Source organism: Pedobacter heparinus DSM 2366, from assembly GCF_000023825.1.
Lineage (GTDB): Bacteria > Bacteroidota > Bacteroidia > Sphingobacteriales > Sphingobacteriaceae > Pedobacter > Pedobacter heparinus.
This window is the reverse complement of record NC_013061.1, coordinates 650,836-675,790: the sequence shown is the minus strand read 5'-3', so window position 1 is coordinate 675,790 and position 24,955 is coordinate 650,836. Positions and strand designations below refer to the sequence as shown.

Below are 24,955 nucleotides of genomic sequence, written 5' to 3'. Positions count from 1 at the left end.
TTAATGATATGAAAACGTCAATCATAAAAAGATTAGCATTCGTAGCGGTCATCATCCAGTTGATTGCGATGACAACATCCTGTAAGAAGTACCTAAATATCGATGAATATTTTGACGATGAATTTAACATCGATTCCGCTTTTGCCAACCCTCGAAATATGGAAGCTTATATGTGGGGTGCAGCGGCCATGTTTCCAGATGAATCAAATACCATTCGCTTTGGTTATACACCTGGCCCTATGGCAACCGATGAAGCCTTGAACGGGCTTACCGGAGGTGGCTCGAGCAATGTGTATTATGGAATGGATTTTGCCACCGGACGCATTACTTCAGATTTCTATGGAGACAGCAACCCTAACTTAAATCAATGGGCAAAATACTACAAGATTATCCGTAAATGTAACAGTGTCCTGCAAAACCTTGATCGCCCTAAGGGCATGAGCAATTTAGATCGGCTCAGGATTGAAGGATACACGCGTTTTATCCGTGCATATGCTTACTACAACATTTTAGTAGATTATGGTCCTGCGATCCTGCTGGGTGATGAAGTGATCAACACCAATGAATCCCTTGAATATTATGACCGTCCCAGAGCGACCTATGATGAAACGATGGACTACACCTGCGATGAGCTTGAAAAAGCAGCAATGCTTATGCCTGCAGAAGTTTCGCTACTGGATTTTGGCCGCCCGAGTAAAGGAGCTGCACTTGCTTTGATTGCCCGCCTGCGGCTGATCCATGCAAGTCCGCTGTTTAATGGCGGACCGGTAGCCAGTTCTTATTTTGGCAACTGGAAACGCAAAACCGATAATGTCAATTACGTATCACAGCAATATAATGAAGCAAGATGGGCAGTAGCTGCAGCCGCAGCCAAGCGCGTGATGGATCTTGGTCAGTACAGGTTATATACCGCAGTGAAAGATGACAAAACCCCTGCGCTTCCTGCCGGAGTCAATTCGGATCCAAATTTCTATCTTGATTATCCAAATGGAGCAGGAGGAATAGATCCGTTAAGATCCTATTCGGATATTTTTAATGGCGAGGCTGTTGCTGAAATTAATAAAGAGATCATCTGGGGCAGAAATACAGGTTATATGGTAACAACCATCAGTCAGGGCTCTATGCCGCCTTCTCTCGGTGGCTGGGGGCGTTTCTGCGTTACACAGAAAGTGGTTGATGCCTATCTGATGGCCGACGGCCGTACCAAAGAAGAGGCCACCAGCAATGGGTATTATTCAGAAACAGGCTATACTACACAGGCCAAAAATTTTTCAGGATATCCACTCAATTCCGGAGTTTACAATATGTATGCTAACCGCGAAATGCGTTTTTATGCATCTATTGGATTTAACGAGGCCGTATGGCAGGCACAGTCCAGTACGACCATCAACAACTATACTGCCAAATACTACTACCAGGCCCCCGATGGTCGTGGCGGAGTGGCTGCTACTTCACCCAACTACCCGATCACGGGCTACGTGATCAAAAAATTCAATCACCCGATGGATGCTTTTTCAGGTACAGGTGCACGTCACATCAAAAAAGCTTACTCCATCATCCGCTATGCGGAGATACTCTTATCCTATGCCGAGGCACTTAATAATTTGACAGGTAGTCACACGGTAAAGCTTGGGGATAAAGAATATACCCTATCCAGAAACCAGGAAGAGATAAAGGGTGCCTTTAATCTCGTTCGCTATCGTGCCGGGCTGCCTGGATTGAGCGCCACCCAAATCAGTACTGCTGCGCTAGTTCAAAAACAGATTGAACGTGAACGCATGGTAGAGCTGCTGTGGGAGAACAGACGCTATTATGATGTACGTCGCTGGGGCATTTATGAAGAAACAGAACGCGAACCTATGCGCGGTATGAATCCGGATGGCGCTACCAAAGATGCCTATTACCAACGTGTTATACCGGGAACATCGTCATTTATGACACGTGTAGTAGACAAAAAAGCCGTTTTTGTACCCATACCACGTGCCGAAATGAGAAGGTTACCTTCTTTAGATCAGAATCCGGGCTATTAGGTTAAATTATAAATATAAAAAGATGAAACAAAAGTATATAACGATGCTCGCACTCGCTACCGTGCTCTCTTCGTGCAAAGACAATGAATTGTTCGAAAAGGAAATGTACAAAAATGATGTTGCTTTGATCAGTAGCAGCTATTACAATACCTTTCAGGAAATCGTTCCATTGACAGGCAATGAAGTAACCGGATATATCGCAGCTTCTGCAGGAGGGACACATGCATCTACAAAGGACCTGGTGATCCAATTGGAAGACGACCTTACGCAGCTGGATTTTTATAACCGGTCTCTTTTTGATTTTGACACCAAATTATATGCAAAACTGCTGCCCCGGAACAAATATGAAATCTTAGATCCAAAAATCCAGATCAAAGCCGGAGACCGTACCGGAAGGACCATGGTTAAGCTGCGCCCAGACGGCCTATCACCGGATTCGACTTATTTTATCGGATTAAAAGCTACAGCTGGCCCTGGAGTTGAGATCAACTCGAAGAAAACCACGATTCTTTACCAGGTGCTCATCAAGAACGATTATGCTTCTCAGGCACAAAATACTTTTTATTCCATGACTGGCCTGGTAAACGGAATGGTAACAGCGGGTAATAAGAAGCTGTTCCCTTTATCGGCAAATAGTGTTCGCGTAATTGCCGGAACGGAATCATTTGAAAGTACAGAACCCATGATCAATAAGACTTCCATCGTACTAGAAGTGGCAGCTGACAAAAGTGTCACTATTAAACCATATAAGGATATAAAGGTGAAGCAAATTAATGGTGATGCAAGATATCCCAATGTATTTAGGATTGAAGAATCCTTTGGCCGAAAATTCAATGTCTTTTTATTGTCGTATGAGTACACCATTAATAACGTGGTAAAGACGATGCAGGAGGAATTACGGATCGAGATCGTTCGGTAGTTAACTGCTTTTTAACTATCAACGGCTAATTGGGCATGTTAACACTAAAATTATCCAGTTTGGGGGGCTACTGCGAAGGAGCCCCTTCTCTTTGCCAACTCTACCAAATTCGGTAAGCATGGTCGGAAGAATTGGTGGCTAGAAGAAGTGGATTACATCTTCAGACAGCGGTATTCCTGAACAGACCAGAAGAGCCTGCAAAGTATGGGCATTAAAGTTTCACACAAGCACCATTTCTTACACTATTTTGGTATATGCTGATCCTTTTATCAGCATGTGAAAGGTCACGATCAAGTACTAAGCCGCTATTTTCCGAATAGTTATCGATAATAATCCACTCCCAATTTTGATAATATTGGTTCTTTAAAGAATAGAGTGTTCTAACAGTGTTGAAGCGTTATTATGAAGTGGTGTAATGATGCTAAACATAACCGATTAATTTGATACACATACTAATCCCGTTTCTCCGTTTGATATTCCAAAAAGGCTTCATACCACGGTTGGATAACTTTAGGCCATCTGTACTGTTCAAATTTATCAGGCGTATTGTATAATTCAACTTTTCGTTTCACTTCGGTATAATTATCTAAAATGCCGGTAATCGTCGTTCCTAAAGAATTCAGTTCATCAATCGTTTCAAAATAAAAACCATTTCGTACTAAAATCTGGTATGGAAGCCACCCTCCAGTAATTACAATGCTTTTTGCAAACAGGTGCTCGCGCATTGAAGCAGATAATGCATCGGTTGTTTGAACCTGAATGAAAATATCAGTAGCTAAACATAATAAGCTTACTTGCTCACTATCCATAAAGTCCTCAATAAAATAATAAGTAAGTGGTGATTTCTTCATTACATTTTCAATAAGAGACATATAGCGCGTATCTTTTTGATAGGTAAAGGGGAAAATTAAAACATGGTTCGCCGGTAGCCTTGATATTATGGCAGTCAGCTGATCAATGATTGCTGTATGATTTTGAAAAGGACTGGCATTATATCCACATGTTAAAACAAAAGAGTCTGACGCCAAGCCAAGAGAACGCTTAGCCTTTGCAGAAGATATACCGCTCATAGCCGTCAAACTTTCTAGCGGCTCAATACCAAACAGACACTTGCGTATTTTTTTCGGAAGAAGGGGATAAACTTTTAGGAGATCCGCTTCCATTTCATCTGTCTGCACCAGAACACGATCGCACCGGTCAAATATGCCGGACAGAGGCATCGTATCATGATTTCTTCGATAAAAATCGGATCCCCATATCACGCCTACCGTAAATAGATCTTTATGGTTTAGCCTTTCATAAATGGATAAAACTACATCCCAAAAACCATGCAGGCAAATAACATCGTATTGGCATATTTTTTCATTTATCTGGCTAGTTATAGCACTGATGGACTGACCTGGATAAAATTGATCATAGGCGCCCCGGATATGGTCCGTCAGGTCAATATCTGATACATTATGGCGAGTATTAATAATATCAATCGTGATTATTGGGGAATGCTGTTTCAAGAAACGGGAAAAGGCAACTGTGTATGGACTAAAGGCATCGCCAATAACTAATAACTGCATATTTGATGATTTTATTTTAACCTGAATTATAAAATTTCATTAAACTCTTTCATTACTTTATTGTAAAATACTTTCTACCGGCCACCGGTCCGAAACGATGCAGATATAAGCTTTAGTGACAACCGAACTGAATTTTTATTGTGCATAAAACCTATTTGTTCATAGACAAGATTGCTTAACAAAATAAAGGAAGATTTAAAGTCTACCCCTGTTAAAAAGTTTTTACAAGCAGCCTCCCAGACTTCCATCCATTTTAATTCGGAATCAGCGCCACCAGGTTCCCATATATCTCTTACAATTTCAAGCAAAATATCCTGATTTTCTTCAAACAGTTGTTTAAAATACTGATTGTCTTTTTCCCCTCTAATATCTGTTTCAACTTCTTCTAAATCTTTGAGCTCATTCAAGTAGCAGATCAGGTCGGTAGATTTAGCTTGTGCTAGTTTGATGTCCGGATAAGCAGCTTTAAGAATCCCAATTTGCATATAGCTTATAAATGTATAAATACTTGCTAAATCAATTTCCTCACTCCCAAATGCTTCCAGTAAAGCTTGTGATATTTGCCATCGCATATCTTCCGAATCTTTATACGCAATTGAATTGAAAAAAGTAGACTCGTTGGTTTGATAAAACCTGACTGAATTATTAGGATGGTCCATGAAAAAGGTATTGAGCGGATACTCAATGCCCCTTGTTTCAGAAGGATTGCCTAATAGAAACTGTTTAATCAACAAGCCGGTTTCTTTCTCAAATTCATTTCCATTGCCTGAAGGCTTCAGAATAAGCTTTATATGGTCTCCTCCATTAAGGCCAAAATTTATATAATAAGTATCAAGGATCCCATTTTTATGTGCTTCCTTTAAAAGAGGGTTTATAAATTTAATCAGCTCATGCCAGGATGATCGGTTATAATAAATAGCAGCTACGATAACAGCTTCTTGCAATACATCCATAATTAGGTAGTGATAGGTGTTTGATCATCGAAATTTTTATAGACTACGTCATTACCAAATCTAAGCCCATTCACAATAATCCGCCTTTCTATTTTATTTTGATGCATGATTACTCTGTTAGTGAATTGACTGTAAAACATAATGGCTTGCTGTATAAACATCGGATTAAGAATCTTATAAAAGTCTGATGCTTCGGTACATAAATCAGAAATAAAACATTTTCTTTCTTCGTTAAAGGATAATCGTTCTTGAATCCCTTCTTTACTTTTCAAATTTATTTCGCTTTCATCCCCACTCCATTCTCCTTCCAGCCACAAAGCGTTTAAAGTTGATTGCGGATACCTTATTTGAGATTTCTGAAATTCTGATAAGGGTTCAGAAAATGGGTAAGCCTTAGGATCAATAATAATATTTCTCCTATATTCTTTGTTACTAAACAAGAATAAAAAATCTGTACTGCAGGGACTAAGATAATTAACCAATAAGGTTGTCAGATTTCCATATGCATACTCATTTGAGAGCCTTTCCGTATTGGAATGGGTAATAGCCCTGAAATAATCCTGATCACCTGTTATGAAGGTCCTTCTGACATTATTGAACTCCAATCGGTTTGCAAAATCATAATCTTCAAAACCGTAATAAACCATTCGTTCGTCATATCCTCCAATCTTATAGAAGTCACTTTTTTTGACACACATCCTTCCCAATACATCTTTCCCTCTGGCTTCAATGGAGTTAAGCGTAGTCAGAAATATATTCTCGTTCTTTTTAAATTCCTCATTTATATAAGCGGCAAAGCCATCTCCCGTGTAGTTATCAGCATCTATGTTACAAATTAAATCGCCATCAGCCAATTTATAAGCCAGGTTACGGGAATGACTTCTGTTAAAGTGCATAGGTGTACAGGTTTTGTAATAAACAAGCCTTCCGCTTTCAAGGTGTTCCTGCATATTTTTTTTAACCCAATGCTCAAGTCCGTCAGAAGAATTATAATCCAGTAGTATAAACTCCAGGTTGAGGTAAGCTTGGTTATCAAGCAAATTAACAGGTAGTGTTTGTTTCAGATGGTGCAGCCTGTTCATACAGACGGTACAAAATGATATTTTATAGTCCCTCATTACTTGTTAATGATCTTAATGATATTATGTATTAATCTTTTTAATAAAGTGGCGTCTTCTGTAATGATCTCGGCATCTGCTATCATGCCATTTTTTAACCGGATGTTTCTCTTAAGGCCAGACATGCCTTTGTTGCTAATACTTACTCTCGAAACAAAAACACTGTCTTTATAAGGTATATCAGCTATAGATTGGATGTTTCCCCGGATTATTCCATACTCTTCAAAGGGATAGCTTTTTAATTTAATCAGCACTTCCTGGTCTTTATATACCTTTCCCATTTTATATTGCGGTATATGTATCTCGCCGAAAAAATCAGTGCTGCCCGGGTTGATATATAGTACTTCCTGCCCGGCATTTAAAAACTCCTTTTCTTGTACTATCCCCAAAAAGGCTACTTTACCGGGTTGTGGTGCTGTAAGAACATATTTTTTCTTCCAATCTTCTATATTGCTTATAAAATTATTCAGCGCTTGAATAAACTTTAATTTTTCTTCGCTGATCAGGTTCTCCAGTTCCATAATCTCCTTTTCCTTAGCAGAATAGATGATGCTATTGGAAAGCAATGCCGATTCGGTTTGTTGAAGCGGATATCTTTTAGCTATAAATTTACTCTCCTCCCGTTTCAATTCCATTGGGGCTTCTACTTTTTGTTCAAAAAGCTTTTGGTGCATTTCAAATTCCTTCTTTCCCAATTCATAGTCTTTTTCCTGAAGCTTTTGTTGTACCAGCAATTGTTCTTTTTGATCAAGGATCGACAAGAGATCTTTTTGTAAAAACACTTTCTTTTTCAAATAAAATCCATTTGCAATGGAAGATTGATACATTAAAAACGATTGATAAAAACTTTGGTATGCATTCTGCAATTCTCCTAAGAATACATTTTTTGGAGTAGCTAATAATTTTAGCGGAATCATCCCTTCAGACAGATTGGCTTGCAAGTTTTTCAATTCATCCAATAATTGGAGGACCTGCTCATGGCTTGCCGTACTTTCAATATAAGCAAGCGGCTGATCTGTTATGACAGCCTGATTCTCTTGAACCGTTACTTTAACCAATTGACCGGAAATTTTACTTATAACCGATTTAGGAGCATTGGCAGAAGTTATTTTTAGCTGTGTTTTTACTATATCAGGGTACTTTATCAGTGCCGATAAACTAATCATTAATATTAAAACAGCAAAAATTACTGAAAGCCCCCATCTTAAAAGCCAGGCTGGGGGTTTTGAGATAATATCCTGCATTTCTTCAGAATGGCACTGTTCGGGCTCCTGATATAGAATTGGCATAATTTATTTATTGAATTTTAATCATTGTGAATCAATATGCTCCGGCCTTAAATGTATCCGCGTCTACATTGCCAGTTCTAATTGATTTTTAACAAGTCCGAAGTACTCGCCCTTAAGCAGTGATAATTCAGCATGGGTTCCCTGCTCAATTATCCTGCCCTTATCCAGTACAACAATGTTATCGGCATTTTTAACTGTACTTAAGCGGTGCGCTACCACAACTACGGTTTTTCCGGCAAAAAAGTCCTGCAGATTATCCATAATCACCCGTTCATTATTAGCATCAAGCGAATTGGTGGCTTCGTCAAAGAAAATATATTCCGGATCCTTGTATACTGCCCGGGCTATGAGTATCCGTTGTTTTTGTCCCTGGCTGATGCCATTCCCACCGGAACCAATCTTGGTATTGAGCCCAAGCGGCAGGCTATCCACAAATTCCTCAATATTAGCTATTTTAATTGCATGCTGAAGTTTATCGAGGTCAGGATATTCATCGCTTACGCCAATATTATTCGCTATGCTATCCGAAAAAATAAAACCATCCTGCATTACCATTCCACAATGGTTCCGCCATACTTTAAAGCTAAGTTGACTTAATTTGGCAGTGCCTATTTCTATCTCCCCTTTTTCCGGTTCATAAAAACGCATGAGTAGCTTCAATATGGTAGTTTTACCGCTCCCGCTCATCCCCACAATGGCAGTGGTTTTACCTTGGGGAATATCTAAATTAATCTTTTCCAGAACAGGCTCATTACCTGCCCCCGGGTAACGAAATGTTAGATTGGCAATCCGGATACTTCTATCTGTTGGAAGCGCCTGGTTCCAGTGCTTATTAGTAGATTCTTCATCTTCCATCTGATGAACTTCATTTAATCGCTCAAGGCTGATCTTAGCATCCTGAAAGCTCTGGATCAATCCTAAGAATTGTTCTATCGGACTATTTAACTGCCCAACCATATATTGCACAGCCATCATGCCTCCAAGTGAGAGGTGACCGTCGATAACGGCTTTGGCACTTATAAAGGAAATAAGTATGTTTTTTGCCTGGTTAATAAACATCGACCCGGCCTGCTGGTACTGACTCAATGCCAGACTCTTAATACTGACTTTAAACATAGTAGCCTGGATGCTTTCCCACTGCCAGCGTTTCTGCTGTTCGCAATTATGAAGTTTAATTTCCTGTATACCGCCAATTAACTCGATCATATTGCTTTGATTCTTAGACGAGTTATCAAAACGCTTAAAGTCCAGTTCACGGCGGCGTTTCATAAAAAGGAGTATCCATGCAGCATACAAAGAGGTGCTGATCAGGAAGATAAGCAGGATACCAGTATTGTAATAAGCCAATACAACTCCAAATACAATGAGGTTAACGAAAGAGAACAAAGTATTTAAAGTAGTACCGGTTAAAAAACCTTCTATCCGCTTATGGTCGCCCATCCGCTGCATAATATCGCCTGTCATTTTTGTATCAAAAAAATTCATGGGCAGCCGCATCAGCTTGGTGAGGAAGTCTGTTAATATGGACACATTGATGCGGGTGGTCATGTGTAACATGATCCAGGAACGAATAAAATTAACACTGGCACTCCCTAAAAAAAGCATCACCTGGGCAATCAGAATAAGGTAAATAAAGTTAATATTCCGGGTGTTGATACCGATATCAACTACAGATTGCATTAAAAAGGGAGTGATTAATTGCAAGATACTGCCAATACCTAAACCAAAAAATAGCTGAACAATCAGGCGGCTGTAAGCATAGCGGTACCGCAACAGGAATGACCAGCTAAGCCCTCTGTTTTTTTCTCCCTCTTCTTCATAAAATTTAGGTGTAGGAGAAATAAACAGCGCTATCCCATCGTAAAGTTCTTTATTGCTTACCCAGTTTCTGGTAAATTCTTTTTCGGTATAGGAAATCAATGCTTTAGCCGGATCAGCTACATAATAAATCCCCTTTTCTATCCGGTAAAGCACTACAAAATGATTCTGGCGCCAGTGCAAGATACATGGCAATTCGGCCTCTTTTAATTGTTCCAGATCTATTTTAACACCGGAAGAGCGGAAACCGACCTTTTCTGCTGCTTCGCTGATTCCCAGCAAAGAAACTCCTTCTCGGTTAATCTGGCAAAGCTCTCTTAAACGCCGAAGGCTATAGTTTCGTCCATAATATTTTGCAACCATACGTAAACAGGTAGGGCCGCAGTCCATTTTGTCGTGCTGTTTGTAATGAGGAAACTTCAATTTAGTATTATTAGAATTGTAAAATTGCTGCTTTAATTTATTTATTTTATACGATCGTTACAGCGACTTAAGTTATCACAACCTGTGGTAATGCCTCAATGGAAGCCCGGTGCATTTTGCCTGCAGTATTTTTGCTTCTTGCTTTTAAAGAAGAATAATATCTTTCCAGCATATCATAAATAACCAGCTCATATACACGTTGCTTTGACCTGAACAAGCGATTGATCGTCATATGAATATAACTTCTCAATAAACTATGTAACGAAACTTCTAATTTCTGATTCATTTCCATTTGCAACAATGTCCCGGCAATTGGCTTTACTTTTAAGGATCTTTGTCTGATAATTTCCATTAAAGGGATTGCCCATGATGCTTGTTCGGGTGTGCCCATTATTTCTTCTATTAATTTACGATGAGTCCTGAATTTTTTATCCAATTGCAGTTTATATCCTTTTATGGTAAATCCCATCTCTTTTTTAAAATCTTCGCTTAACTCAGTTAATAATGCAATTTTTTGGTCCATGCCGAGTTCAAAATCAAAGAGCAGGGCATCGAGTATTTTTAATGCCAGCAGCCATCGTTGTTGATCGGATTCATTATATTCAGGGATACTAAGTATACTAAGTATGCTAAGTATTGCTTCACTATCAAAATGAAACATAGATTCGGAATGTTCCATGGTTGTTGTACCGTAACGTTCCAGTTCCCGCTGATAAGTGTCTATCTGCACTTTCCATATCAGATCTTCATCAATGTAAGGGCTCATTTCCCGGTTAAACAGGGAGATTACAGAGGAAATGTTTTTTGCATCCTTTAAGCAGAACCGCAGCCGCAAATGAAATTTAGGATCAGAATAACGGATAAAGAACCATTTATCTAACACATTTTCGGTATTTAGCTGAGAGATAATAGCCGGTAATGTTTTACTTAAAATGTTATCTGCTGTTTTATACCCGGTATACAATTTAAAATAAATCCATTTATCCCCTGGTATAAATGTCCTTTTTATCCCCTTATCCATAATTATTGATGTTATTTTGTTTCTCCTTATAAAAAGATACAATAAATTCATTGGTAAAAACCCCTTCTTCACCTTTAACTACCGCTGTCTCAGGGTTAAAAAGAAACTCTTCCAATAAGAAAGAATTTCGCTTTTTAACAACAGAAAATAAAGTCCTGACACTTAGCGCATTGGTTAAATCAACAAAGAGTTCATTGTCGCCATCGTCCAACACCACATGCTTTGGTATTTGCAATGGCAGTCGCCATGCAGTAACTGATTCCACTAAAACCTGGTCATCTTTTGTTTCTATAAAGACTTTAATTTCCTCGCGTTTTATGGTCCACCTTGCTACCGAAAAAATGATATTATTATATTTTACCCTGGGTAACCAATTGTGTTCATTCGCCAGAGTTCCCCAGTTAAATCCTACAGCAGAGCGGCCATTTTGTACCTGCATGTCGCATAAAAAATGATATACCGGCATGGCTTTAAAGCTATAATTATGCGCGCTGCTCAGTCGTGGTATTATTTCTTTATTCAAACGCTTTGAACGAAGCAGAATTCTGCCATTTCGTACAGAAACCATTAAGTCAGACAAAGCAATTTGATAATCCTTTTCGACTCCCGGTTTGGCGAGATACGGAATTTCGTACGGACGTAAAACCGGGCGCAATAAAATATTCCCGGTACGTGATTCGGGCAGATGCGCGATTTCAGCAAATATGACATCGGGGTTAAGCTCCTCTTCCTTCTGCGTAATATCCAGTACATGTTCTTCAATCCGTTTATCGGCATAGCAAAAGCGGCCCAAAAGATTGGCGGCGCTCGATCCTCCTGCTGTTTTCATATAAACTGTCCTGCCATTCTTATCGTCCTGTACTATCCGGAACATAGCAGATATAGTTAGCGGTAAGTCGTTCCATTGGGTCGTTAAATGTTCGAACTCTTTGTCTGACAGCTCAATAGTATATTGATTTGTTGTTTTTGCCTCTATATACTTTTTAAGCAATATAGATTGTAACCCACTCCATATAACTTTATTGCCATTACTGCTACCTGGCTGGGGAATCATTAAATCATCCACCAGTGGGTTAATATCGCCTGTACTTCCAGCTTGAGTGTACCCGATACCGGCCTCATTATCCAGCACCTGTAGCAAAGGCATTTCCCTGTCTTCGTACCGATCCCGGAAAGCCTCCCGAAATTTCGACAAATTTGTTTCCCCGGGCTTAGCTGTAATTTTATTAAAAAATTCGATGGCTCCCTTCAGATCATCAATTACATCTCTTCCCAGGAACGATGTATCGGCGGGTTTAATCATATCCGTCTGGAACAGGTACTTAGGTTCAAACGTGGTTTTAAATCTTTTTATTTCTGAAGTTATATCGCCGTAAAGATGAAGTGTATTACCAATAACGTTCTTATCTATATCTTCCAATACCTTGCTAACCTGTTTTAATAGCTGAAGCGAACCGGATATATATTCTTTTTTGCCCGGAATAGTTTTTTCTATTTCTTCGAATTTCTGAATGGCCTGATAAAGAAATTCCTTTCCGGTAACCGAGGGTTCCATTTCGTTCACCAGCAACTGAGAATTGATAAGTTCGTCAATAAACGCTGAAGCGTCTTCCATGCTGATCTCATCATCTACTATTAATTCAGCCAGTTCGTTTATTTTTCTTCCCTGGGAAGCTTCGCGCAAAATCTTGTCAAGATATTCCGAATAATCTACAGCCGAAATTCTATGAATTCGCCTCGTACTCCGGTAGAAATATTCAACATACCTGATTTTGTCGCCAAATCTGTAAATACTGGTATTGCTGAAATAGCGGAAGTATGGTTTTACTTCCGGCGAACCGGCCAGCTCCTGTGCCAGGGCGCACAGGTAAGTCATATCTAAGCGGGTATGGCGCTGGTACTGTTCTGTTTTATTTAATGCAATAGTTGTTTGTTCATTGAAGCGGCCCACCGAACAGCCTGCAAACAGCCCAAATGGGGTACATCTTGTAGACATCCGGCCAAGGTAACGAACCATAGAATATTTGATCCGTTCCTCCTCTTTTTTATCCGGTAAACCTTTCTGTAAGTATTTCAGCAGCTCTTCAAAAAGCACCGGAGAGGCCAAATAAATAGCTTCCCAGATTATTTTATTGGATAACAGGTTTTTGAAGCGCTCTTCCGAAGCAGAAATTTCGGTCAGGTGTTGAATAAATGTATTGAACGGTAAAAGCGGACTTCTATAAACAAACTGCTCAAAGGGCAGGTAAGGATTCGTTTTTTTCATTTAACTCAATAATAAACATTCGTCCCACTTAGGTTCTATATCGCTCACCGCTGCAAGAAGCACTAAGCCGATTCCTGAAATACCCTCCAGTAATCCTACACTAGTTTTCCATCCTCCATATTGAGGTGGATGCCATGATTTATAGCCTGCCAGCCCATCAGTAAAAACAGCTTTGTTTAGCACATCTTCAAGCCAATAGATGGCAGCATCTTTAAAATGGCTGATGCCCGTGTGTTGATAAAGACGGTTATAAATATGGGCAATGCCGGCAGCCCCATGGCAAATCCCTGCATCGTTGACACGTTCTTTAACAACATCCTTTCGGATAGTAGTATGTACTAATACGTCTAAAGCCAGACGTTCCCATTCAGTATTTTGTATAATTTTTGAAGCCTGCCATAAAGCATAGCCAAGCCCAAGATCACCATAACACCATGCCAGCCTACTAGCGCTAATGGGTGGATCTCCATTCACAGAAATAGTAGAAGGGAAGTATGAACCATATTCTGGATCCGGAGCATCCCGCTTATGGCTTAAAATAAAAGTGGTTGCCCTGCAAAGTAAATCTTTTGTTTTTTCCCTGAATATATCAGCCTGGCATGCTTTACTCAAAAAAGCAATGATACTTGCCATACCATGAGATAAGCTCAGATTATAAACTTCTTTTTTTTCTTTTGGTCCTTCCTGGTTAACTAATGATCGCCATTTTATTCCTTTAATGTCTGTTTCAGCACTTTTTTCGAGACTTGAAATCAACGATTCTAAATAAGCCAGTGACTGAGTGGTGTTTCGATTTAAAAAGTACAGGCCAATACCTAAGGCATTATGAAGAAAATCATACTTGCCTTCGTTGATATCCTTTTTCATTACCGAATATAAAAAAGGATCGTCTTCAGAAAATAATTCATTGCTATCTCCCTCAATAAGCCCATTACTGATTAAGTGATTTACGGCCCAATTAAATCCTGCAGTGCCACTACATAAACTATGAATATGTGTGCTGTGGGGTAATAATTCAAAATTTTTCAGGATAATGGCATTCGCTTTTTCAAGGTATTTATCATCTTTCGAATACAGCCAATAATAATATAGTAAAATGGCCGCTCCTGTACTTCCAATTCCTAACAAGGAGTAGCTTTTCTCAAATACTGTATTTTCAAGCACATTGATAATTACCCCCAATTGCTTTTCTCCTTTTTTAAATAGGGGTTCCCATTTCCTGTTATTCATTCCGTATCTATTATTAAGTATGTTTTTTTAAAATCATTGACCAGCAACTTTAAAATTTCCTTTCCCCATTAACGGTGTAAAAGTATTTACTTCCAGTCCTTGGGCTATGATCTCAAATTCGCCCATAATGTCTGAGGTAAAAAAACTAAATGTTGCCGTTCCGTTTGCATCGGTAACCAAATTAGGGTTCCAGTAAATAGTGGAACGGGGATCGAATTTTCCAAATGGTGCACTATCATAATCGGGCAAATAAAACTCCTCCGGAATGGTGATATTTTTGATATAACTGACATCTCTGTAGTTGTCGCAACCTATATTGGTGACTAGGTTCACTATGCCTTTAGACCTTTTAAAATAAGTTTGGCCCTTTACTGGTTTGGTACCTGTGGGATGTCTTGAACAATTAATGTTATTGTATCCACACACCCAATCTGCACATTTATCTTTTAGCCTCTTTCTGATTATCTCATCTTTACCCCCTACAGTAACTTCTGCTAATTGGTTTATCCCGTTCATTTTGAAATCAGATACCCCAGGATTTTTGAGCCTCGAAAAAAAGGTTACAATTTCCGGCACGAATAGTGATCTTCCTTTTACTACAATGTTATCATAATGGATATCATGATCCTTCCATTGCACCTCAAAATTGACCTGGGGAGCAGGTTTTATTACTTTGTATATATCCAACATCCATTCTTTCCCTTTACGGGACAACAGTTCAGAAGCCGGTATCATAAACATCCTATTTTTATCGAGTTTAATGGTAAATCGCCTGGTTTGGAGAATATTTCTTTTGTTTAACTCCGCTAGAGAGAAATTAATATCGGTGGATTTGATGTCAATCTCCTCTATCTCCTTCTTACCGGTCGGTATCACCATTCCAATTGCAGCATCTGTATTATCCAGGCGCAATGGAGGGCTTGTGGGCTGGTAATCACTGATGGTTTTCCACTGGTTGTTGCCCCAGGTGTTTGCCATCAGTAAAGCGTCCGTCTCGTTTGCTGATTTGGCCGACAGCAACCTGTTCCTGCTGGCATGCTCAAAGGGATGGTAATACCAGGACTGTAAAATGGTCCGGTAACCCGCGCTGTCGATCCGGTTCTTTTCCGTAGCTCCTACTGCAAGATTAGCCACAACGGGATTACCCCGGGTATCGGATATCTTTACAGTAACTGTCACTTTCTTTTGAAGGCCGTAATCTTTCCGGTCGGTGCTGATGCTTACCCTATAATCTTCCTGGGCTTTATTCAGAAAGAGACGCTCTGTCTGCGGTTTATTCTCCCCGTCAAGTACCGCCAGGCTCAGGATATTTTTGGGGAAACCTGCTGCCGGTATAGTGACTTTTACCGAGTCGTCCGGTGGAATCTTTAAGGATTGACTCCACAGCACTTCTTTTGCTGAGCGAAGTACCAGTAAGGCATTGCCTGCTTTGTTTTTATTGTAGACCGTTACTTCTATCTCTTCTTTATTCCTGTGCAGCTTTAGGCTATAGCCTGCGGGTTTTATAATTTCTGGAAAGGCAATTGTTTGCTTCTTTTTGCCTGCTGTTTCTACAGTATAAGTGGCACCAAGCTCAGGCTTCAGGCTCAGGGTAGCGATTCCCTGTTTATTGGTTCTTAATTTGGCTATAAGTCGACCCGCGTTTTTTACCAGCAGTTCGGTAGGTATCGGATTCTGATGGATATCCAGTACTTCGATGGCTACTTTGCCGCTGACACCAGCCAGTAGCTGTCCGCCTTCGGGATAAATACTTACTTTCAGCGGATTGCCTTCATGGGGCAGATTCAGCGACAGCTCGGCGTAATCATTATCCCGGCAAAAGAGCATATTGATTTTCAGCGACTGATTGTCTTTTAGTTCCGGGTAAGTGAAATTGATAAAGGCTTCGCCAAACAAATTGGTACTCAACCTGCCGTATTTAATGGCTTTTTCTCCTGCAAGCAGCTCGTATTCGCCTTTAACGTTTTTTGCCGGTTTGCCGCTTTCACGGATAACAGTCACCACTTGCACCTTACCGCCTCTTACCAGTTGGGTGGTGTCGCTTACCTGGGCCTCGGCTTCCAGTTTCTTGCCGGTCATCTTTTTAATCTGAATGCGCTGCACAAACACATTCGTATCTCCATAGCTGATCATTCGGTCGGTATAGGCATAAAGGGTGTATTTGCCCTCTTCCAGATTGCTGCGCAGCTGAATATCGCCATGCGAGCGGATATCGTACATGGGAAACTGGGCGTTGAGCACTATTTCTTTATCCTCGTCGGTAATGCGCACATATAATACTTTGTTGGCAGTAACGGTATCAGAGAGCAGGTACGCCTTGAACCAGATGGTTTCTTCGGGTGAATAAATGTTCTTATCCAGTTGCAGATAAAGATTGCTGGATGGGTGATGGGTTAAGAAAAGGGATAGCTGCTTTTTTAATTGCTCAGCGCCATGATCATTCTCCTGAGCTTTCGCAGATAGTGCTGTGACTACAGATAATAGAACGAAGATAAGCTGTTTCATGATGTATTCGTATTTAATAAACCTATGATTAATATCAAATGTAAGTTTTGATCTGAAAAAGCTAATAAAATGAATTTACAATAATTTTAGGAAGTAAATACCCTGAGGTATTTACTTCGCTCACATGATTAGCAAATCGGGCCGCATTCGGTCATTTGTAATGAATCCGGACATAGGTCTGACTGACATCCGTTGTCGGTAGCACAGCCATAGCTGCCGGTTCCTGGACATCCAGCCCCTGCAGTATAACAAGTGGCGTCATCACCGTAAGTAGGAGTCGTACAATAATCAGAACACCTGTCCGAGCATTCCTCCCAGGTTGCGTCATTCCCTCCCATAATCTTACCTGCTTCATCCCTGGTAAGATTCGAAATAAAACTCTTGTTTAATCTTAATTTTTTCATTGTTTTCTGTCTAAGTTTTGCCTACTCTAAACCCTTTTCGGCATCCGGGGCAACTATATAGCTAGCTATTTAGATCAATATGTTATTGTTTAGAAATTTGGAATAAAAATCCCATCCTCCGATGTCCGTCCAGGATTTTTCGCTTATCAGAAATGCACCAAGTTTCCCTGTTCTGATTTTGATTTTCTCAATTAAATGCGTCACATGGAAAAATGTATTTTCCGGGATTTCATTAAGGAGGTGTGGCTCCAATATATAAACCCACTATTGATTATAAATGTGAATTTTGCAATTGTAAATCCGTTCAATGATATCCACAACCTTCAGCCCTTCCAATGCATTGGTTGCAATTGAAGCCCGTCCGTTTAGTACATCCACCACATTCCTGATCACATACTGGTGATTAGCCACTGAACCCTTGGAGGCCCCATGATCATTCTCTGGCATTTCATAACCCTTTACATTGCAGATTTCGACCTTATCCATGTATTGACCACCAATCTTTATAGATCCGTTTGCTGCAATAATTGTCATGGAACTTTCCAGGTTCTGGTTCCAAACAGCAGTTGAATAATTTAAGGTTCCCATGCCTCCATTTATAAAATCGAAGCTCACAAAGCCACTATCTTCAAACTCGGTAAGTGTTTGATGGTTATAATCTTTAAATCTGCCCTGAATATTAATGATGTCACCAAAAAGCCAATAGATGATATCTATAAAATGTGAAAATTGCGTAAAAAGAGGGCCACCGTCCATATCCTGTTTACCATGCCATCCGCCAGCTTTATAGTATCGTTCGTCTCTGTTCCAAAAGCAATTTACCTGGACCAGGTAAATTTTTCCCAGCTGCTCTTTTTCAAGTAATCCCTTAATCCAGGTAACAGGAGGAGCATACCGGTTCTGCATCACGACAAAGATCTGGCGGTTTACACTAAGCGCAGTGGAGATCATTTTTTCCGCATCAGATTTGTTTAATGCCATCGGCTTTTCCACAACGACATGCTTTCCTCTATTTAAGCATTTCATTGCATGCTCTGCATGCAATCCATTTGGCGAGGCAATAGTTATGACGTCTGCCTGAATTTCGGAATCAAAAAAGGCATCTAAAGAAAAGAAAAAAGGCACATCATATTTCTCAATCGCCAGAGGATCCTGCTGTTTAACATCAATCAAAGCGACCAATTCGCAACTTTCGTTACTTAAAATGGTATTTGCATGCCGCATTCCTATATAGCCAAAACCGATAACTGCAAATTTTACTTTTGAGCTTATATGTGCCATTAGCTGATCTTGATGATAAGATTACCTTTCAATTCATATTGCTGTTGAGTTTCCGGACAAATGGCTTTAAATCCTTCATCAAAAATCAACCGATGACCGTATTCACTTACCCAACCTATTTGTTTAGCCGGGTTTCCAACCACTAAGGCATAGGGTAACACTGGTTTGATAATCACAGCCCCCGCTCCAATTAACGCATAACTACCAATATCATGGCCGCAAACAATTGTTGCATTGGCTCCAATACTTGCTCCTTTTCCAACATGTGTTCTTAAATACTTACCTCTTCTGTTAACGGCGCTACGAGGATTAATTACATTGGTAAAAACCATAGAAGGCCCCAGAAAAACATCATCTTCACATATCACACCTTCATAAATAGATACATTATTTTGAACCTTTACATTCTGACCTAAAACTACCTGGCTTGCAATCATTACATTCTGCCCGATATTACAACGACTACCAATTTTTGCATCCCGCATAATATGAGAGAAATGCCAGATCTTCACATCATCACCAATAATGGCACCCTCATCTACAATTGCTGTAGGATGACAATAATATTTTTTTAAACTCATTTTTTGAAAAATGTCCTGATGTGTTCAACGATATACTCTAGCTTTTCCATTGTCATCTCTGTATGTATTGGTAGTGATATTACTTCCTTACATAATTTTTCAGCTACAGGAAAGATTCTGCCTGTACTATTATAAGTGATATAAGCGTTTTGCAAATGCATAGGCATCGGGTAATAAATCATAGATGGAATACCATTTCCCGTTAAATAAGCTTTCAGCTTATCCCTTTTTCCGTCAGCTATCCGGCAGGTATATTGATTAAATACATGTGAAGAATAACCGGCTCTTGCTGGTATTGTTAATCCATCTATGTTTTCCAATTCATCATATTTTGCCGCCACTTCTTGTCGCACAACCGTATATTCATTCAAGTATTTTATTTTCACGCCTAGTACCGCAGCCTGAATAGTGTCTAGCCTGGAATTAACACCGACATAATCGTGGAGATACTTTTGCCCCTGTCCGTGATTGGCAATCATGTAGATGCGCTGAGCCAGCGCCTCATCGTTTGTAAAAATTGCTCCGCCATCTCCAAAACATCCCAGATTTTTTGATGGAAAAAAAGAAGTTGTACCGATATCTGCTATTGTGCCGGCAAACGTCCTTTTCCCGTCTGCAGGAATGTATTCAGCACCCAACGCCTGAGCGGTATCTTCGATTACCTTCAGCTTGTAATGTCTGGCAATCTCCATGATTGCTGTCATATTACAGCATTGTCCATAAAGGTGGGTGACAACAATGCCTACCGTTCTTGGAGAAATAACTGCCTCTAGCTGCTGATCATCGATATTAAAAGTATCTTCCCGAACATCAATAAACCGGGGTACCAGTCCCAGTAATGCAATTACTTCAACAGACGAAACATAATTGAATGTTGGCACAATAATTTCATCTCCCGGCTTAAACCCTAAAGCCATCATCGCTATTTGAAGTGCGTCGGTGCCGTTAGCACATGTCACCACATGCTCCGCTCTGCAAAAAGACTTCAGACTGTCAGAAAACATCTTTACTTCTGCACCGTTAATAAAAATCGATCGTTCAACGGCCTGCAATAAAGCCATATCGACCTCATCTTTAATCTTCAGGTACTGACCTTTAAGATCAACCATTTGTATGTTATCCATAATTACCTAAAATATAACCGACCTGGCGATCCGGGCACATCATGTCCTGCTTGTTTTTTTCGATTTTGAGTAGAATGTTGAGCGAAATATTTGTTTTATGATGCGGCATATTTAAACATTCATTGACTATTTTCAATAAGCTTAGACATATTAGTCTTTGGGACTTTGTAGTATAGCAAAACTCGCAAAGGTTCTGCCATTCCTGCAGCCATATCGGTGGCGAGTCTGTTTCACAGACATCTTGATATATAGAGATTAAAATTTCTGAATTATCTGCAAAAAGAGTCTCAATAAAATCAGTCAGTTCTTGGTTATATATTTCTTTTTCAGCCTCAATTGTGTTTTGGAGTTTATGGAGGATTTTTTCCGTATTATAAATAATGGTGTTTCTGGATACGTCAGTATATTTTTTTATCACAGTCCAATGGAGATACAATAAAAACGGGAAGGTATACTCCTCCTCCACGCCGTATTCGATCAGTTCATTATAAATTGTTTTGGACAGGAAAGCGTAAATTTTTTTCTGGTTTACTATGCTTAACCGGATATCCTTTTTATTTGGTAATTTCATCTATTTTAAAATTGAAGTCATGCTTTCTTTCACGTAAAGATGAATCGGATAGATTTAATTTTCCCGAACAAACCAGGTTAAAATCGACCTGCCACCGCCAGCCCATAAATTTTCTCCGTTTGGTTCCATACATCGTCTTCTTAGCAGTAGTGAGGGAGTTGGGGCGTTGGAACCTTAGATAAAGAAAGTCGTCCACATTGCCGATTTTAAGAAAAAAACCTGCCCTTAACAGGAACTGTGTATCATAACCAAACTTTCCTTCTGTTGAATATCCGCCCGTTTTCAGGAACCCGGCTTTTGTCATGATACAGGTGCCATGTAACATGGGATGGAAGGATCTTTTAGCTAAGGCATAATTTACGTTAAGTGGAAATCTGGCAATAACCAGTTTCTTACCGATCTGATCAATTCTTAGTTCGTGAGAACCTAAAAGGTCTAAATTTCTTTCTTTAAGCTCCAGCATTAGTTTACTGAAACGCGATGGTACAGATATGTCATCAGAATCCAGGAGATAAATATATTCATTGGCTGATTGTTCTACCATGTACTGTCTGGCCAGAAATGGGCCTACTGCCAAAGGCGAGTTTTTGTACAGCGTTGTGTTATCAATAATGTTTTTAAACTGCTTAAGATCTAACCTTTTGTAAGAATTGTCATCAAAACATATTTCCACTTTTTGAGGGAGCATTTTTGTCTTATCTAAATGGGTCAGGCACCGCTTTAAAAGCTTTAACGGTCCTTTATGAGTAATCTGCACAGAAGACTCATTTATTTCGGTTGAAATACCATTTTCATTAACTTCAGAAAGAGGCTCGGGCTTACCAACCTGCACAATTTCAATGTTGTTGCTTTGCGGCGAATTGAGATAGAAATTTACCATTTCATAAATAAATCTGGCAGGATTAATCAACGAGAAAATCTTACTGTCGAATACTTTTTTCGAGATTATAAACGAACGTACGTTACTATCTATCCTAAAATTTTCGGATGGTGCTAAAAGATAAGGTAATAATAAGATAATTTCATGAACCGGCTGGTTCAAAAAGTGCGTTATCTTTTTAAATAGATCTTCAGCTTTAAACTGATCGCCTAAAGATAGAAAGACATAATATTTTACCACATATTGCATACCAATGTGATCCAGGTTAATACGTAATTTACGGTTATTGCAAATTTTCACCTCAATGTTTTCCGATTGACCTTCTATCAGGACTAACATGTGATTGTAGCTACTTTTATAGTCAAGTCTATTTAGGTGCAGTGGAGATACAATGCTGATTTGACATCGCTGTTCATTTAAAGTTGGCTGCGTCATACTGTCTTTATGTAGATATTTTGAAAATAGATCTCTTCGTTCCTTCTGCTACTAAAATGTAATTAAACTACATTTAACAAAAATGAATATTTCTTTTCTCAAGATTCGGCAACGCACAAACAACATGCGTGCTTTCTTGGATGAGAGCTGTTTATCAATTTTAAAAAGAAGTGGATAAAAGCGTTGCTAAAGCTGCTCACAGAATGGAGTGCCACTAAAGCGTTTAATTATAAATTTACTATTTATATGCTATTTACATTTTTTTTTAATTAAACCAATTTTTAAAAAAATGTATAACAACACTATTTTATTGATTAATGCTTACAAATTTATTATCTCAAGATTTTAAAAAACCTTTCTAATTAAAGTATGACATATTTCAATAGAAAGTGTTTGATTCATCGATTCTACCCTGATTCCAAATCTGGCTTGACCGCTTTTTTTAAACAAAATCCCAATCATATCTTTAAAAGGCCCTCCAATTATTTTAACCGCGTCTCCTTTCACTAAAGAGTGCTCAATATACAAATCAACACTCTCCACAATTCTTTTAATATTTAATATGTCTGTTTCTGAAATAAAAGCCGGACGACCACCGAAAGTGACATAGCGTTTTACTCCATAAATATCTAGCGCCTCGAACCGGTCTTTTTCATTTATGTTGATAAACAAATAATTAGGGAACAACGGAATTTCTATAGTTTTTTTCCTGTCACTCCATTTTCTTTGCACCTTTTGCAAGGGTAAAAAGGCAATAAAATTGTTTTTTAATAAGTTTAAAAGAGCTTTTCTTTCCAGATTCGGGTACGTAACCACAACATACCAGTTTTTTTCTTGTTGAGCGTTTTCCATAATATTTAAGAGGGGGTTAAAGCGTTGCTACAGCTACTCACAGAAATGGAGTGCTGATTAAGAAAAAGGAATATCTTTATGTTAAGTGATATTTGGTTTAGCTAAACATACTAAAATATCAGATGGTTAAGAAACATTGTCAACGTTTTGAGACAAAATGTACAAAGAATGAGACGTGTCATCAAATCTCAGCTATATGTGTCGGGAAAAAATGGCTTTATGTCTTAAGATAGAACATTCCTTTCTGTTGCTTTTTTATTCGGGGCCGGGAGAGAGTATAATGCTATATGATTTTCAACAAAATCTGGGAGGTTAATTAATGTCAACGTCTACGCCAGAAAGTCTTTTAATGGTTCGAAAATTTTCAACTAACTAATATCTAATGACTAGATATCTATATTAGAAATTACTCGTTTATTAAATGCTATTTATGAATAAACCAATACTCACTTTTGGCATCAACTTAAAAAAATATTTCTGTAGTTTCTGAAGGAGTGAGTCGGTTTGATTGTATCGTACCAGTAAATGAAAATTTTATTTAGACGAATAAATTCACAGGTTTCAAGTTTACAATAATATTTAAAAATGTTTTCTGTGAAATATTTTGATGATATTGCTTTTTAGCTTCCAATTCCTTATGAACTTCTTATAACAACAACCTGAATAGTTACAAAAACTGTTAAAAAATAGTGTATTGAGGTTTACTATTTTTTCCGCTCTGTAGTGTAACGTACCAACTGTTCAAGACCAGTCCTGGCATCACCAGGTTCAAAGCTGTACAGAATATCAAAAGCTTCCTGCTGGTACTGGATCATCTTTTCATTGGCATAGTGCACCCCTTGCCGGGCATTTACAAAATCGATGATTTCCTGTATTTTAACAGGATCGTCCTGATGATTCTTTACCAGGTTAATTATTCTTTTCTTCTCCGACTTTTCTGCCCTGTTCAAGGCATAGATCAAAGGGAGGGTAACTTTCTTTTCCTTGATGTCAATCCCAAGTGGCTTGCCTACATCATCCGTACCGAAATCGAATGTATCGTCTTTAATCTGGAAAGCGATTCCTACCTTTTCACCAAAAAGCCTCATCTTCTCGATAGTTGCTTCATCAGCACCTGCAGACGCAGCACCACATGCACAGCAGGAAGCAATTAAGGAAGCCGTTTTTTGACGGATAACATCAAAATACAGTTCTTCGCTAATGTCCATTCTTCTGACTTTTTCTATTTGCAACAACTCTCCTTCACTCATTTGCTTTACCGCTTCTGAAACAATCTGCAGTAAACGGAATTCGGAATTATGAACAGAAAGTAATAACCCCTTGGCCAGCAGGTAATCTCCTACTAAAACCGCAATCTTGTTTTTCCATAAGGCATTGATAGAAAAGAAGCCACGGCGTTCATAGGCATTGTCTACCACATCATCATGAACAAGTGTGGCAGTATGCAGCAGTTCTACAAGTGCAGCTCCCCTATGGGTCGATTCTATGATCCCACCGCAAAGCTTAGCCGCAAAAAAAACGAACATTGGCCTGACCTGCTTACCTTTCCGCTTCACAATATAATGGGTAATCCGGTCAAGCAAAGGTGCATCACTATGCATGGAGGCCTTGAATTTTTCTTCGAAGGCAGCTATGTCTGCAGCTATTGGTAGTTTTATCTGATTTATTCCCGGCATTCAGGTTA

At 39.2% G+C, this 24,955-nt stretch carries 18 protein-coding genes and 1 pseudogene; 2 read left to right on the top strand and 17 right to left on the bottom strand.

Annotated elements, in window-relative coordinates; genetic code table 11:
- Positions 1-8 precede the first annotated feature (8 nt).
- Positions 9-2,030, top strand: coding sequence for a RagB/SusD family nutrient uptake outer membrane protein (locus PHEP_RS02825; protein ID WP_012780740.1), 2,022 nt, complete (start codon positions 9-11; stop codon positions 2,028-2,030).
- A gap of 22 nt (positions 2,031-2,052) precedes the next feature.
- On the top strand, positions 2,053-2,949 hold the full coding sequence (locus PHEP_RS02820) for a BT_3044 domain-containing protein (RefSeq protein WP_012780739.1): 897 nt from the start codon (positions 2,053-2,055) through the stop codon (positions 2,947-2,949).
- Positions 2,950-3,160: 211 nt separating this feature from the next.
- On the opposite strand, the pseudogene PHEP_RS22470 reads toward PHEP_RS02820, so the two are convergent.
- The 17 genes and pseudogenes from PHEP_RS22470 to PHEP_RS02730 all read right to left on the bottom strand — a co-directional run.
- Positions 3,161-3,319 (bottom strand): annotated as a pseudogene (locus tag PHEP_RS22470) (hypothetical protein); the annotation flags it as partial.
- 82 nt (positions 3,320-3,401) lie between these two features.
- On the bottom strand, positions 3,402-4,520 hold the full coding sequence (locus PHEP_RS02815; RefSeq protein WP_012780738.1) for a hypothetical protein: 1,119 nt from the start codon (positions 4,518-4,520) through the stop codon (positions 3,402-3,404).
- 74 nt (positions 4,521-4,594) lie between these two features.
- Complete coding sequence (locus PHEP_RS02810; RefSeq protein ID WP_012780737.1) at positions 4,595-5,473, bottom strand: hypothetical protein; 879 nt, start codon at positions 5,471-5,473, stop codon at positions 4,595-4,597.
- Positions 5,474-5,475: 2 nt separating this feature from the next.
- Complete coding sequence (locus tag PHEP_RS02805) at positions 5,476-6,591, bottom strand: glycosyltransferase family 2 protein (RefSeq protein ID WP_081436831.1); 1,116 nt, start codon at positions 6,589-6,591, stop codon at positions 5,476-5,478.
- The gene (locus PHEP_RS02800; RefSeq protein ID WP_238326534.1) at positions 6,591-7,757 is read right to left on the bottom strand and encodes an HlyD family secretion protein; all 1,167 of its coding nucleotides are present in this window, start codon (positions 7,755-7,757) and stop codon (positions 6,591-6,593) included. The genes PHEP_RS02805 and PHEP_RS02800 overlap by 1 nt, the downstream gene beginning before the upstream one ends.
- A 186-nt stretch (positions 7,758-7,943) precedes the next feature.
- Positions 7,944-10,121: a peptidase domain-containing ABC transporter gene (locus PHEP_RS02795; protein ID WP_012780734.1), complete on the bottom strand. Its 2,178-nt coding sequence runs from the start codon at positions 10,119-10,121 to the stop codon at positions 7,944-7,946.
- Positions 10,122-10,188: 67 nt separating this feature from the next.
- Positions 10,189-11,142 carry a thiopeptide-type bacteriocin biosynthesis protein gene (locus PHEP_RS02790; protein WP_012780733.1) on the bottom strand — a complete coding sequence of 318 codons (954 nt, stop codon included), beginning with the start codon at positions 11,140-11,142 and terminating at the stop codon, positions 10,189-10,191.
- The gene (locus PHEP_RS02785) at positions 11,135-13,408 is read right to left on the bottom strand and encodes a lantibiotic dehydratase family protein (protein WP_012780732.1); all 2,274 of its coding nucleotides are present in this window, start codon (positions 13,406-13,408) and stop codon (positions 11,135-11,137) included. Before PHEP_RS02785 ends, PHEP_RS02790 begins: the two co-directional genes overlap by 8 nt.
- Entirely contained in the window at positions 13,409-14,638 is a 1,230-nt protein-coding gene (locus PHEP_RS02780) for a lanthionine synthetase C family protein (RefSeq protein WP_012780731.1), read from the bottom strand.
- Positions 14,639-14,671: 33 nt separating this feature from the next.
- Positions 14,672-17,143 (bottom strand): alpha-2-macroglobulin family protein, encoded by a 2,472-nt coding sequence (locus PHEP_RS02775; RefSeq protein WP_012780730.1) that lies wholly within the window; start codon positions 17,141-17,143, stop codon positions 14,672-14,674.
- Between the two features lie 668 nt (positions 17,144-17,811).
- Positions 17,812-18,828, bottom strand: a complete 1,017-nt coding sequence (locus tag PHEP_RS02760) for a Gfo/Idh/MocA family protein (RefSeq protein ID WP_012780728.1) — start codon at positions 18,826-18,828, stop codon at positions 17,812-17,814.
- Positions 18,828-19,409, bottom strand: a complete 582-nt coding sequence (locus PHEP_RS02755; protein WP_012780727.1) for an acyltransferase — start codon at positions 19,407-19,409, stop codon at positions 18,828-18,830. The genes PHEP_RS02760 and PHEP_RS02755 overlap by 1 nt, the downstream gene beginning before the upstream one ends.
- Positions 19,406-20,533 (bottom strand): DegT/DnrJ/EryC1/StrS family aminotransferase, encoded by a 1,128-nt coding sequence (locus tag PHEP_RS02750; protein WP_012780726.1) that lies wholly within the window; start codon positions 20,531-20,533, stop codon positions 19,406-19,408. Before PHEP_RS02750 ends, PHEP_RS02755 begins: the two co-directional genes overlap by 4 nt.
- Positions 20,526-21,104, bottom strand: a complete 579-nt coding sequence (locus PHEP_RS02745; RefSeq protein ID WP_012780725.1) for a hypothetical protein — start codon at positions 21,102-21,104, stop codon at positions 20,526-20,528. The genes PHEP_RS02750 and PHEP_RS02745 overlap by 8 nt, the downstream gene beginning before the upstream one ends.
- Complete coding sequence (locus tag PHEP_RS02740) at positions 21,088-22,323, bottom strand: glycosyltransferase (protein ID WP_162141680.1); 1,236 nt, start codon at positions 22,321-22,323, stop codon at positions 21,088-21,090. The genes PHEP_RS02745 and PHEP_RS02740 overlap by 17 nt, the downstream gene beginning before the upstream one ends.
- 441 nt (positions 22,324-22,764) lie before the next feature.
- Positions 22,765-23,271 (bottom strand): UpxY family transcription antiterminator, encoded by a 507-nt coding sequence (locus PHEP_RS02735; RefSeq protein WP_012780723.1) that lies wholly within the window; start codon positions 23,269-23,271, stop codon positions 22,765-22,767.
- A gap of 704 nt (positions 23,272-23,975) precedes the next feature.
- Positions 23,976-24,947, bottom strand: a complete 972-nt coding sequence (locus PHEP_RS02730) for a polyprenyl synthetase family protein (RefSeq protein ID WP_012780722.1) — start codon at positions 24,945-24,947, stop codon at positions 23,976-23,978.
- Positions 24,948-24,955 lie beyond the last annotated feature (8 nt).